Below are 12,778 nucleotides of genomic sequence, written 5' to 3'. Positions count from 1 at the left end.
TCGGTAAACTGCGTAGTAGCCGTGTGAACCAGCGGGGGTCACTTACGTGCAAAACGACAAACAAGCCGACGAGCGCAGGCGCGCCGTCCTGGCGACGCTCGCCCCGGGAACCATGTTGCGCGACGGGCTCGAACGCATCCTCCGGGGCCATACCGGCGGTCTGATCGTGCTGGGATACGACCCGACCGTCGAAGAGCTGTGCACCGGAGGTTTCCAGCTCGACGTCGAGTTCACCGCGACGGGCCTGCGCGAACTCGCCAAGATGGACGGGGCGATCGTGCTCGGCGAGGGCGATCACCGCATCCTGCGGGCCGCCGTCCACCTGGTTCCCGATCCCGGCGTGCCCACCGACGAGTCGGGCACCCGCCACCGCACCGCCCAGCGGGTCGCCCGCCAGACCGGCTACCCGGTCGTCGCGATCAGCAAATCCATGCGCATCATCGCCGTCTACCTCGACGGTGTCAGACACGTGCTCGAAGAGTCGGCCGCGATCCTGTCGAAGGCCAACCAGGCGCTGGCCACCCTCGAGCGCTACAAGCAGCGCCTCGACGAGGTCTCCGGCACCCTCTCGGCACTGGAGATCGAAGACCTGGTGACCGTGCGCGACATGGTCGCGGCCGTGCAGCGCATGGAGATGGTCCGGCGCATCGCCCGCGAGATCGAGGGCTACGTCGTCGAACTCGGCACCGACGGCCGCCTGATCTCCCTGCAGCTCGACGAACTGGTGGCCGGGGTCGAAGACGACCGCGCGTTCATCGTCCGCGACTACCTGCCCGACGCCCTCGGCCCCAAGCAGCGCGGCTTCAGCGACGCCCTGCGGGAGCTCGACGACCTCAGCTCGACCGACCTGCTCGACCTGTCAAGGGTGGCCGGCATCCTCGGCAGCACCGGCCCCGAGGCCCTCGACTCGCCGGTGAGCCCCCGGGGGTTCCGGCTGCTGGCCCGGGTGCCCCGCCTGCCGGCGTCGATCGTCAACCGGCTGGTCGACCACTTCGGCGGCCTGCAGAAACTCCTCGCCGCCAGCATCGTCGACCTGCAGATGGTCGGCGGGGTCGGCGAGACGAGGGCACGCAGCGTGCGGGAGGGTCTGTCCCGGCTGGCGGAGTCTTCGATCTTGGAACGTTACGTGTGAAATTGCCGCGCCTTCGGCGCGGCGGCTCGGGCGCTTTCAGCCCCCGTCTTCCCTCGTCGCTCCGGTTCGCTTCGCTCTCCTGCGCTCCTCAGTCCAGACGGGGGCGCGCCCTCGCGGGGCCATACGACCTATCTCAGGTGGAAGACGTTCCTTTTGCTGCGCAGGCTGCCTGACCTGGCTGTTGCCACGTAGGTGCCTTTGCCTGCGACGCTTGACCTTGCTGTGCAGGAGTCGCCTGAGCGGTTGCGGTCCCATTCGATCGAGCGGACGTAGGGGATGCCGCGTTTCAAGATCTGGCGGTCGACGCCTGAGCCGCTGACGCAGTCGGCGGTCGACCAGATGCGGGCCGGGCCCGAGGTGATGCGCATCTCCAGGGCCCGGGGGCCGACATCCACCTTGCACGGGTTCTTGGCCGTGTTGACGACGGTCAGCATGAAGCCGGGGCGGTCGGCGCCCGTGTAGACCTCGCGGCCGGCGGTCAGGTTGACGACCAGGTCCTTCGGGTCGCAGGTGTCGCTGTCGCGTTTGGCCGGTGCGCGTGTCGGTGACGGGGTGGCCGAAGGTGTGGGCGTACCGGAGGAAGAAGGGCTCGGGGCGGATGGTGAGGGCAGCGAGACGATCAACGCGTCGGACGCGCCCTTGGCGGGGGCGGTGCCGGCCAGCGGCGTGTCGGGGCCGTTCGTAAAGGCCCAGGCGATGACGGCCCCCACGACGAGCACGCCGGTCAGCACCAGCACTCGGCGCCGCCAGTAGACGTCCGGGCCCTCGACTACCTCACCACGGAAGGTGTCCGGATCCATACTCACAGTATTAATAGACTCGATGGTCTCGGCTTACGCGCCTCGCCGGGGAGCGAGGTCAACTACAGTGCCGAAACGTGGCTCATCCGCTTCACTCCCCCATCCTCGACTGGTATGCCGAGCACAACCGCGACCTCCCCTGGCGCCGCCCCGAGGCGACCCCGTGGGGCATCCTGGTCAGCGAGATCATGCTCCAGCAGACGCCCGTGGTGCGTGTCCTCCCGATCTGGGAGGAGTGGATGGCCCGCTGGCCGACCCCCGAGGCCCTCGCCAAGGAGGCGCCGGGCGAGGCGGTGCGGCACTGGGGCCGCCTCGGCTACCCCCGGCGGGCGCTGAACCTGCACGCCTGCGCCAAGGCGATCACGGCCGATTTCTCCGGTACGGTCCCCGCCACCTACGACGAACTCCGCACCCTCCCCGGCATCGGCGACTACACGGCCGCCGCGGTCGCCAGCTTCGCCTACGGGAAGAGCCACGCCGTCCTCGACACGAACGTCCGCCGTGTTCTGGCCCGCACGATCCGCGGCGAGGAGTATCCCCCCAAGGCGACCACCACCGCCGAGAAGCGCCTGGCCGAGTCGCTGATCCCGCCTGTGGGCGCCCCCCGCTGGGCCGTGGCGGTCATGGAACTCGGTGCCCTCATCTGCACCGCCCGCTCGCCCCGCTGTGCCGACTGCCCGGTCGCCTCCCGCTGCGCCTGGCTGCTGGCCGGAAAACCCGCCCACGACGGCCCGGAGCGCAAGGGCCAGACCTACGCCGGGACCGACCGCCAGTGCCGCGGCCGCCTCCTGGCCGTCCTGCGCGACGCGCCGGGACCGGTGGAGAAGGCGCTGCTCGACGCGGTGTGGGCCGACGCGGTCCAGCGAGAACGCGCTCTGGACGGCCTGCTGGCCGACGGCCTGGCCGAACTGGTCGACGACGACCTCTACGCCCTACCCGGCTGACGCGACGTTCGTCCGGCGGGATCCGGGAAGCGCAGCAGGACCGTGGGGTCCTGCTCGTCCCACTCGGCGCGGTTGCGCGGTGGTGGCAGCTCGACACCAGCGATCCCCGCTTCAGCGGAGAGTTCCTCACGGAGACGATCGAGAAGCTGCTCCGCCTGGGCGATCACCAGGGGTAGATCGTCTTCGGCGTGGACGCTGAGGCCGAGAACAGCGGCGCCTTCGCAGGTGAGGGCGATGATCGGGTCCTGCGGCCCTCGGCCCTTGAGGTAGAGGGTGAACGAACCGTCGCCGGAACGCAGTTCGTCGAGCAAGGCCGAGTCGTCGCCGTCGGCCTCTCCCAGGACATAGGCACGCCGGAACGCCGCCAGGTGACGCGCGCTGTGGCCGCCCTCGGCCGCGTAGCGCGCGATGAACCCGCCGAGCAGGCTCGGCTGCGGATCGGCGACCCACACATAGGCGTCGAGGTTCGGCGGCACCGCAACCTCCCGGGAAGGATCAGGCGGCGAGCTTCAGACCCAACGCCGTCAGGTTGCGCCTGGTCCAGTCGAGGTCGTCGGCCAGGCGGGCCACCAGGGCGGCCGGGCCCTTCGTCTTCGGGGCGACCCACTCGTGGGCCTCGACCTCAAGATGGGCGCTGCCGTGCACCGCGCCCGACAACAGCGCGTTGAGCGTGTTGGGGATCTCGTCCATGTTGTTGTGTACGTGCCCCAGTTTGACCACAGGCGCCCCCGCCTGCGCCAGACCACGCAGGGCCTTCCCGGCCTCCTCCGCGCCGCCACAGGTCAAATGACAGGCGTCCAGGCACACCCCGAGGTGTTCGGAGTCGATGCCGCAGACCCGCTCCAGGGCCTGCTCGGTCGTCTCCAGCACGCAGCCGGGCCACGGCTCGAAGCCGACCCGGATGTGCTTGCCGGTCACGCTGTAGATGCCGCGCAGTTCACGTGACAGGCGCTCCAGCCGTCGGGAGGCGATGGCGTGGAGGTCGGCGGGCCAGTCGCGGCGCCAGCCGATCGGAATCGTGGAGATCGAACCGAACCGGACGTCTTCCGGCAGCAGGAAGGCGAGGATCTTGGCCAGCGACATCGTGTAGCGGTAGCGCTCCGGCTTGGCCCAGTCGGGGCCGGGCGTCTCCTGGTGGCGGCCTCCGGTTCCGTTGAGGCTCACCACCTCCAGGCCGCGCTCCTCCAGCGACCGCCGGAGGCGGACCAGTTCGATCCGGTCGGAGACGAGGTGGTCGGCGACCGTGGGCGCCAGCCAGAGGCCGATGCCCAGGCGGTCGACGCCGAGCTTCTTCCGGACCGGAACGGCGTAGCGGGTCAGGTGGGCGATCAGGTTCTCCAGGTCTTCCGCCGGGTGAACGCCCGCGTTGTAGGCCAGGTGGACGACGGTTCCGTCGTCGTGGCGCAGCCGCATCGATGCCTCCAAAGGTCCGACTCAAATCCACCCATGTCAGTTGTCCTGAGCACATGGGCCCTGAGTCCCGGGACGCCGGGATTCCGAAGCATGCCGTCGTACGGCACTCCGGAGCGTCCACCCCGCAGTTGATTCGGAGGTACGCCTGCAGGAGGACGTCCCTTCGCTCTACGCAGTGTAGTACTACCTTTGGTGGCGCTGCCACGTCACTTCACCCAGTTGTGACGTGAACGTAAAACAGCGGGCCGCCCCCGGAGGGACGGCCCGCTGGTGAAACGTGATGCCTACGCGCCCTTGGTAATCGCGTCGACGATCGCGGCGGCGCTGTCGGGCACGCCTTCGGCCTTCGCCTCGCCGACGAAGGTGAACTTGGCGGCCTCGCCCTCACCCTCCACGTCGACCTTGACGACCTGGCCGGGACGCAGCTCGCCGTAGAGGATCTTCTCCGACAACGAGTCCTCCAGCTCACGCTGGATGGTCCGGCGCAGCGGCCGGGCGCCGAGCACCGGGTCGTAACCACGGTCGGCGAGCACCTGCTTGGCGGCCGGGGTCAGCTCCAGGCCCATGTCCCGGTCCTTCAGGCGCGCGTCGACCTGGGCCAGCATCAGGTCGACGATGCGGATGATCTCGGTCATCGTCAGCTGGTGGAAGACGACGGTGTCGTCGACGCGGTTGAGGAACTCGGGCCGGAAGTGCTGCTTGAGCTCCTCCTGAACCTTGGCCTTCATCCGGTCGTAGTTGCCCTCGACGTCGTTGTTCTTGGCGAACCCGACCCCGATGCCCTTGCTGATGTCACGGGTGCCGAGGTTGGTGGTCATGATGATGACCGTGTTCTTGAAGTCGACCACCCGGCCCTGGGCGTCGGTCAGGCGACCGTCCTCCAGGATCTGCAGCAGGCTGTTGAAGATGTCGGGATGGGCCTTCTCGATCTCGTCGAACAGCACCACCGAGAACGGCTTGCGCCGCACCTTCTCGGTCAGCTGCCCGCCCTCCTCGTAACCGACGTAGCCGGGAGGCGAACCGAACAGCCGGGAGACGGTGTGCTTCTCCATGAACTCCGACATGTCCAGCATGATCAGCGCGTCTTCGTCGCCGAACAGGAACTCCGCCAGCGCCTTCGACAGCTCGGTCTTACCGACACCCGACGGACCGGCGAAGATGAACGAGCCACCGGGACGGCGCGGGTCCTTCAGACCGGCGCGGGTACGCCGGATCGCCCGCGACAGGCCCTTGATGGCGTCGTCCTGGCCGATGATGCGCTTGTGGAGTTCGTCCTCCATGCGCAGCAGGCGCTGGGACTCCTCCTCGGTCAGCTTGAAGACCGGGATGCCCGTGGCGGTCGCGAGCACCTCGGCGATGAGCTCCTCGGTGACCTCGGCGACGACGTCCATGTCGCCGGCCTTCCACTCCTTCTCGCGGCGCTCACGCTTGAGCATGAGCTGCTTCTCGGAGTCGCGGAGCGCGGCGGCCTTCTCGAAGTCCTGCGCGTCGATCGCCGATTCCTTGTCGCGGCGGACGACGGCGATCTTCTCGTCGTACTCCCGGAGGTCCGGGGGCGCGGTCATGCGGCGGATGCGCATGCGCGAGCCGGCCTCGTCGATCAGGTCGATCGCCTTGTCGGGCAAGAACCGGTCGGAGATGTACCGGTCGGCCAGCGTCGCCGCGGCCACGAGCGCGCCGTCGGTGATCGAGACGCGGTGGTGGGCCTCGTAGCGGTCACGCAGACCCTTGAGGATCTCGATCGTGTGGCTGAGGCTGGGCTCGGCGACCTGGATCGGCTGGAAACGACGCTCCAGCGCGGCGTCCTTCTCCAGGTGCTTGCGGTACTCGTCGAGCGTCGTGGCGCCAATGGTCTGCAGCTCACCACGGGCCAGCATCGGCTTGAGGATGCTGGCGGCGTCGATGGCGCCCTCGGCCGCGCCCGCACCCACCAGGGTGTGGAGCTCGTCGATGAACAGGATGATGTCGCCGCGGGTGCGGATCTCCTTGAGCACCTTCTTCAGGCGCTCTTCGAAGTCACCGCGGTAGCGGCTGCCCGCCACCAGCGCGCCCAGGTCGAGGGTGTAGAGCTGCTTGTCCTTGAGCGTCTCGGGCACCTCGCCCTTGACGATCTTCTGCGACAGGCCCTCGACGACGGCGGTCTTGCCGACGCCGGGCTCACCCACCAGGACGGGGTTGTTCTTGGTGCGGCGGGACAGCACCTGCATGACCCGCTCGATCTCCTTCTCGCGCCCGATGACCGGGTCGAGCTTGCCTTCGCGAGCGGCCTGCGTGAGGTTGCGGCCGAACTGGTCGAGAACGAGTGACGTGGACGGCGCGGCCTCCTGGGGGCCGCCCGCGGCCGCCGGCTCCTTGCCCTGGTAGCCGTGCAGCAACTGGATCACCTGCTGGCGGACCCGGTTCAGGTCGGCGCCCAGCTTCACCAGAACCTGAGCGGCGACACCCTCGCCCTCACGGATCAGGCCCAGCAGGATGTGCTCGGTCCCGATGTAGTTGTGACCGAGCTGCAACGCCTCACGCAACGACAGCTCAAGGACCTTCTTGGCACGGGGCGTGAAGGGAATGTGCCCCGACGGGGCCGACTGGCCCTGGCCGATGATCTCCTCGACCTGCTGGCGCACCCCCTCAAGGCTGATGCCCAGGCTCTCGAGAGCCTTGGCCGCCACACCTTCACCCTCATGGATCAGACCAAGAAGAATGTGCTCCGTACCGATGTAGTTGTGGTTGAGCATCCGGGCCTCTTCTTGGGCCAGGACGACCACCCGCCGCGCACGGTCGGTGAACCTCTCGAACATTCGTCGCTCCTCACGAGCGGTCGGGCGGACCGGGAGTTCCGGCTCCGTCGTTCCGCATGCCAGCCCCGGCACGGAGAACAGTCAAGTCTATTGGAGTAGGCGTTCCCCGGGCGCAGGGCGTTCACCCTCCATCCAACTACTGCCGGAGGGTGCGGTGTTCCCGATACGCCGCAAGCGAACGACGTTTATGTGACACAAAACACGATCGTGCGATCATCCCGATGGCCGTGACATCCCGTCGACTTCAGGACGCCCGGCGACCGGTATAACCGCACGATCGCTTCTTTGGGACAGATTGGCAGCGTGAACCCCGGACGGCCTTCGGTCGTCCGCGTCTCCCGTATTCGAGGAAGGTTCACGTGCGCGAGCCGCGGCCGGCAGGCGCCGTCCGCGTCTCGTGATTTTGATGCGGGTTCACAACGCGCGAGCCACGGCCGTCTGTGCCGTCCGTGTCCCGGCACTTAGTGAGCCGCTTCGTAGGCCTCCACGATCGAGGCGGCAATGCGGCCGCGCTCGCTCACGGGGTGGTTGTTCGCCTTGGCCCAGGCGCGGATCTCCGCGCTCTTCTCGCGGGTCATCGCGCGCTGCGAGCCACCGCCGCCACGACGACGGCCACGTGAAGGAGTCGATTCCGCACGACGGGCACCGTTGACGAAAGGCAGGACCGCTTCGCGGAGCTTCTTGGCGTTCGAGTCGCTGAGGTCAATCTCATATGACGTGCCGTCAAGCGCGAAGGTGACAGTCTCATTGGCCTCGCCGCCATCGAGATCGTCGATGAGAATCACCTGCGTGTGCTTGGCCATCCGGCAATCCTTTCGCAGAGCAAAGTTTGATTCGTCAGCCAAACATATACCCGGTTTCCGCCGCTGACAATTCACGATTCCCAGGAGGCGTTCAGGTTCAGGCGTTGTCGGAAGACTTCTCGTCCGGTTCGTGCCTTCCCCGGAGCCCCGCCGCATCAGAACGCAGCAACTTTACGACGCCGTAGACGACCGCCGCACCGACTACGAGAGGTGGTATGAGGGCGGACAATACCTCTGACATTCGACCTCACTCCTTCCCTGGGAAAACGCCGGGAACCCCTATGAAATCGGGGCTTTCGTGTCAGATGGGCCACGGCGACGTCCCTGACGATAGCGGAGTCCGTGACCGGTGGGTCGCGCGGGGTGGTCAGGCCGCTTACCCGATGCTTATGAATCGTACCGATGAAAAGCGAGAGGGGCGGTCGCCGAGCGACCGCCCCTCTGTTTGGAACGCTTCCGCGGGCCTCAGAGCTTGACCACCACAGTTCCGGCGACCTTGTCGTGAATCGCCTGCTGCAGGGGCTTGTCCCACAGCGGCCACAGCACGTTGACCAGGCTGAACACGCCGCCGATGAAGCTGAGGATCGTGTTGAACGCCAGCAGCTGCGGGCCCCACATGACGCCGATGCGCTTGATGGAGCTTTCGGCGTCGATGCCGCCCATGGCGGGGTGGCCGAGCTTAACGATCCGGATCTTCATAACCTTCTTGCCGATTGTCTGACCGTCGCGCGAGATCTGGAAGAACTCGTACGCGGCGTACAGCAGGAAGGAGACCACGGCCTGGATCAGAAGGCCGACGAACGAGACCGACGGGATCTCGAGCGTAATGCCGGCGACCTCGCTGGTCGTCGTCGTGGTGAACGCGCCGGTGATCAGGTTGCCGATAAGCAGGTTGACCACGACGCCCAGGATTAGGCCGTCGATGATGCGGGCGACCAAACGCTGCCACCACTCGGCAAGAGGCGCCGGAACTCCGGGAGGAAGGGGCGCGCCCTTCGGCGTGCCATATGCGGGGGCGGCGTCATAACCCTGCGGTGCGCCATAACCCTGCGAACCCTGGGGCGCACCATATCCACCCTGGGGCGGGTATCCACCCTGAGGGGGGTATCCGCCGCCCTGCTGCGGCGGAGGGTAACCGCCCTGCGGCGGGTAACCCTGGGGCGGGGGGTAACCGCCTTGCTGCGGCGGCGGGACGGAACCATATGGGTTCTGACCGGGGGGCGGTTCCGGGTGCATTGGTTACCTCTCGTCACTTCTAAGTGGGGACATGAGTGTTCATGGTCCCAAGGCACGCTAGCACCAACCGCTTACCGCTTTAGGAAGTTATTTCGGATAGAACGGACCGAACACGCTGTGTACATGAAACGGGGCCGATGGCGCGATCCATCGACCCCGGGCACCGTTAGTTCGATGCGCTATGTCACTACTTGACCTTGACGACGATCGTATTCGCCACCTTGTCATGAAGCGCCTGCTGCAGAGGCTTGTCCCAGAGCAGCCACAGAACGTTCAGGAGCGAGAACAGGCCCGCCACAAGGTTGATGATGGGGCCCACCACCGGAACAATCGCCAACGCGCGGATGAACTGCGGGCCGTACATGACGGCCGCGCGCTTGCCGGCGGTCTCGACGGAAAGTCCGGGCGTCGAGAGGGCGCCGCCCACCGGAATGACGCGGATTCCCATGACGATCTTTCCGAGGGTCTGTCCGCGCGACTTCAGCATGAAGAACTCGTACGCGAACCAGGCCGTGGCGCTCACGAGCGTGATCAGGATCGTCGCGAGGGTGAACCCGCTGCCCTCGAGCGACGTCAGGTCGTCGGGGTTGAACGACGGCTGCGTGACCACCAGGGCCGTGATGGCGAACGACAACACGGCGAACACGACGCCGATGATGAGGCCGTCGACGATGCGGGCCACGAGCCGCTGCCACCAGTCGGCGAGGGGGGCCGGCACGCCCGGGGGAAGGGCGTGGGCCGGGTAGCCGGGGTTGTAGGCGGGGGCGGAGTACTGCTGCTGGCCGTAGGTGCCCTGGGGCTGGCCGGGGTAGCCGGGCTGCTGCTGGTATGACGGGGCCTGCTGCTGGCCGTAGCCCTGCTGGGGCTGCTGACCGTATCCGGGCTGCTGCTGTCCATAGCCGGGCTGCTCGCCGTAGCCCTGCTGGGGTTGCTGACCGTAACCCGGCTGCTGGCCGTAGCCCTGCTGAGGCTGCTGCCCATAGCCGGGCTGCTGGCCGTATCCGGGCTGCTGCTGCCCATAGCCGGGCTGCTCGCCGTAGCCCTGCTGGGGCTGCTGCCCATAGCCAGGCTGCTGCCCGTAGCCCTGCTGGGGCTGCTGCCCATAACCGGGCTGCTGGCCGTAACCAGGCTGCTGCCCATAGCCGGGCTGCTGCTGCCCGTAGCCCTGCTGAGGCTGCTGGCCGTAACCCGGCTGCTGGCCGTAGCCCTGCTGCGGGTATCCCTGCTGGGGCTGCTGACCGTATCCCTGCTGGCCCTGCTGGCCCTGCTGGGCGTAGGGGTCGTAGCCCTGTTGCTGCTGGCCGTAGACGGGCTGCTGGCCGGTACCCCCGGTGGGGTTACGGCTCACGATCGTCATGTCCGGGTCATAGTCCTGCGCGGGCTTGTCCTGGCCTTGCTGCCCTTCACGGTCGTCCGGGCGGTATGGCGGCTGGGCGCTCACCGTGTCACCTCACTTCGAGTACGCATGCGGTACACGTGAGACACGCACGCTTGACATAGCCAAAAGTATCGATAGCCGGATCTACAGTCACCTTCCCGGCCCGTTATGACCACCGTCAAGCACGCGGTTCCAAGTGCAGGATCATGCGTGTATTGCCCAAAGTGTTGGGTTTCACATGTTCAAGATCGAGGAATTCCGCGACGCCTTCGTCGTAGGAGGCGAGCAGTTCGGCGTACACCTCGGGAGAGACGGGGGTGCCGTTGATCTCCCGGAAGCCGTGGCGTTCGAAGAACGGGACCTCGAAGGTGAGGCAGAAGACGCGGCGCACCCCGAGTTCGCGCGCGGTCGCGATGAGGGCCCCGACGATCTCGTGGCCGATGCCCATGCCGCGGCAGGCCGGGTCGACCGCGACGGTCCGGATCTCGGCCAGGTCCTCCCACAACACGTGGAGCGCGCCGCAGCCCACCACCGCGCCGTCGAGCTCGGCCACCCAGAACTCCTGGACGTCCTCATAGAGCGTGACGGTGCTCTTCTTGAGCAGCCGGGGACCCGACCCGGAGTAGGAGTCGACGAACCGGCGGATCGCCCGGACGTCGGGGGTACGCGCGCGGCGGACCTTGACCATGCAAGGACCTTAACGGTCTCGCACAAATCGACGAAGCTCCCGGTCACACGTGGCGACCGAAACCCCCGTGGTCACCTGGGTTACAGTGGTCTCTTGCGTGATCTGTCCGTGATTGTTCGGTTGTCGAACCTAGACAGAAATCGCAGTTCCGGTTGAGCACGAACATGACGTGCACTAATGTCCAGGCGGCCGAGTCCTCCGCCTGAGGCGGAGGAGCCGGGGAACCACCCGGGCCGCCTCCGCGCGGCCCGACGGGGTGAATCCGCAAGGTAGGGCTGCTTCCGTCCGAACCCGTCAGCTAACCCGGCAGGCCCTCTGGAAGGAGCATGGTTGTTTCGTCGAACCGTCCGCAGGGTCGTGTTCGTGGGCTCGGCGCTGGCCCTCATCACCATCTGCGCCCCGGTGGTCTCCGCCACCGCCGACCCCGAGCCCACGCTGAAAGAGCTCACCGCCGAGGTCGAGAAGTTGCACGAGGAGATCGAGTCGCTCACCGAGCAGTACAACGGTGAGCGCGTCAGGCTCGACGAGGCCAAGCGCTCGGCCGCGGCGGCCAAGAAGACGCTCGACACGAGCGAGGCCGATCTGGAGGCCCGCCGCAAGCGCGCGATGGTGTTCGCCACCAACGCCTACATGACCGGCGGCGCCAGCGGGATCTCGCTGATGAACGCCCCCAATCCCGACGCCTACATGGACGTCGCCTCCACGACCTACGCGCTCCAGTTGCAGAGCGGCGAGGAGGTCGTCCAGCTCACCAAGGCGCGCAAGGCCGCCGAGCGGGCGCGCGTCAGCGCCAAGGCCCGCCAGGACGAGGTGAGCAAGCTCATCAAGAGCCTCGACAAGCGCGAGAACACGATCCGCGGCCTGATCAAGAAGACCGAGAGCCGGCTGTACGCCCAGGTCGCCGGCCAGGTGTCGGTGGCGAAGCGGCTCAGCCTGCCGGTCGTCGGCGACGGCAAGGCCGCCCAGGCGGTCAGGTGGGCGCTCACCCAGCAGCTCAAGCCCTACGTGTGGGGCGCCGAAGGCCCCAACTCCTACGACTGCTCCGGCCTCATCATGGCGGCCTACGCCACGGTCGGCATCAGCATCCCCCACTACACCGGCAGCCAGTGGACGGCGGGCACGCACGTCTCACGCGAAGACATGCGCCCGGGCGACCTGGTGTTCTTCTACAACGACCTGCACCATGTGGGCCTCTACATCGGAGGGGGCTACATGATCCACGCTCCTCGCACGGGTGACGTCGTGCGGGTCGCGGCGATCGGCAACAGGCCGTTCGCGGGTGCCGTGAGGATCGCCGACTAAATCAAACGCCGTCGGGCCGCCCATGCGACGGCCTCGATGGCGGTGGCGACGCCGATGCGGTCGCAGATGCCGCGCAGCCGACGACGAACCGTCCGGCCGCTGACATCAAGGCTTCGCCCGACACGGTCGACGGTCACGCCCTTGGCCAGTTCGGCCAGCAGCAGCAACTCGTCGTCGGTCAGGCCGACGCGCTCGGTCTCGGAAACTGACATCGTGAGCCCCTCTCCCACGACGGATGATTCTCGCCACCCCTCAGGGAAGGTAAACGTCGGGGAGAAAGGACGTCA

The 12,778-nt window shown here is 67.3% G+C and carries 12 protein-coding genes and 1 riboswitch; of the genes, 3 read left to right on the top strand and 9 right to left on the bottom strand.

What is annotated here, in order from left to right; genetic code table 11:
* The first annotated feature begins 46 nt into the window (after positions 1-46).
* The gene (gene disA, locus GT755_RS18720) at positions 47-1,132 is read left to right on the top strand and encodes a DNA integrity scanning diadenylate cyclase DisA (RefSeq protein WP_030454849.1); all 1,086 of its coding nucleotides are present in this window, start codon (positions 47-49) and stop codon (positions 1,130-1,132) included.
* Between the two features lie 128 nt (positions 1,133-1,260).
* On the opposite strand, the gene GT755_RS18715 is transcribed toward disA, so the two are convergent.
* Complete coding sequence (locus tag GT755_RS18715; protein WP_161480965.1) at positions 1,261-1,932, bottom strand: hypothetical protein; 672 nt, start codon at positions 1,930-1,932, stop codon at positions 1,261-1,263.
* 77 nt (positions 1,933-2,009) lie between these two features.
* Here GT755_RS18715 and GT755_RS18710 point away from each other — a divergent pair, with 77 nt between their 5' ends.
* The gene (locus tag GT755_RS18710) at positions 2,010-2,876 is read left to right on the top strand and encodes an HhH-GPD family protein (RefSeq protein WP_161480964.1); all 867 of its coding nucleotides are present in this window, start codon (positions 2,010-2,012) and stop codon (positions 2,874-2,876) included.
* Here the strand turns inward: GT755_RS18710 and GT755_RS18705 are convergent.
* From GT755_RS18705 to GT755_RS18675, 7 genes are all read right to left on the bottom strand, one after another.
* Positions 2,858-3,352, bottom strand: a complete 495-nt coding sequence (locus tag GT755_RS18705) for a hypothetical protein (protein ID WP_161480963.1) — start codon at positions 3,350-3,352, stop codon at positions 2,858-2,860. The two genes, GT755_RS18710 and GT755_RS18705, sit on opposite strands and share 19 nt — an antisense overlap.
* Positions 3,353-3,371: 19 nt before the next feature.
* Positions 3,372-4,289: a TIM barrel protein gene (locus GT755_RS18700; RefSeq protein ID WP_030454844.1), complete on the bottom strand. Its 918-nt coding sequence runs from the start codon at positions 4,287-4,289 to the stop codon at positions 3,372-3,374.
* Positions 4,290-4,573: 284 nt separating this feature from the next.
* On the bottom strand, positions 4,574-7,084 hold the full coding sequence (locus GT755_RS18695) for an ATP-dependent Clp protease ATP-binding subunit (protein WP_062336952.1): 2,511 nt from the start codon (positions 7,082-7,084) through the stop codon (positions 4,574-4,576).
* A 461-nt stretch (positions 7,085-7,545) separates the two neighbouring features.
* Positions 7,546-7,887, bottom strand: coding sequence for a histone-like nucleoid-structuring protein Lsr2 (locus tag GT755_RS18690; protein ID WP_161480962.1), 342 nt, complete (start codon positions 7,885-7,887; stop codon positions 7,546-7,548).
* A gap of 465 nt (positions 7,888-8,352) precedes the next feature.
* Entirely contained in the window at positions 8,353-9,123 is a 771-nt protein-coding gene (locus GT755_RS40625; RefSeq protein ID WP_268903345.1) for an RDD family protein, read from the bottom strand.
* 187 nt (positions 9,124-9,310) lie between these two features.
* Positions 9,311-10,480 (bottom strand): RDD family protein, encoded by a 1,170-nt coding sequence (locus GT755_RS18680; RefSeq protein WP_161480960.1) that lies wholly within the window; start codon positions 10,478-10,480, stop codon positions 9,311-9,313.
* 199 nt (positions 10,481-10,679) lie between these two features.
* A complete protein-coding gene (locus GT755_RS18675; protein WP_030452966.1) occupies positions 10,680-11,189 on the bottom strand; it encodes an amino-acid N-acetyltransferase in 510 nt (169 codons plus the stop codon).
* Positions 11,190-11,366: 177 nt separating this feature from the next.
* A riboswitch (cyclic di-AMP (ydaO/yuaA leader) is annotated at positions 11,367-11,517 on the top strand.
* 2 nt (positions 11,518-11,519) lie between these two features.
* Here GT755_RS18675 and GT755_RS18670 point away from each other — a divergent pair.
* On the top strand, positions 11,520-12,491 hold the full coding sequence (locus GT755_RS18670; RefSeq protein ID WP_235966848.1) for a C40 family peptidase: 972 nt from the start codon (positions 11,520-11,522) through the stop codon (positions 12,489-12,491).
* Here the strand turns inward: GT755_RS18670 and GT755_RS18665 are convergent.
* Positions 12,488-12,703, bottom strand: a complete 216-nt coding sequence (locus GT755_RS18665) for a LuxR C-terminal-related transcriptional regulator (RefSeq protein ID WP_030452964.1) — start codon at positions 12,701-12,703, stop codon at positions 12,488-12,490. The two genes, GT755_RS18670 and GT755_RS18665, sit on opposite strands and share 4 nt — an antisense overlap.
* Between the last annotated feature and the right edge of the window lie 75 nt (positions 12,704-12,778).

It is taken from the genome of Herbidospora solisilvae (assembly GCF_009901565.1).
GTDB lineage: Bacteria > Actinomycetota > Actinomycetes > Streptosporangiales > Streptosporangiaceae > Herbidospora > Herbidospora solisilvae.
Note: the sequence above shows the minus strand (reverse complement) of the source record. Positions and strands in the feature narration are given on the sequence as shown.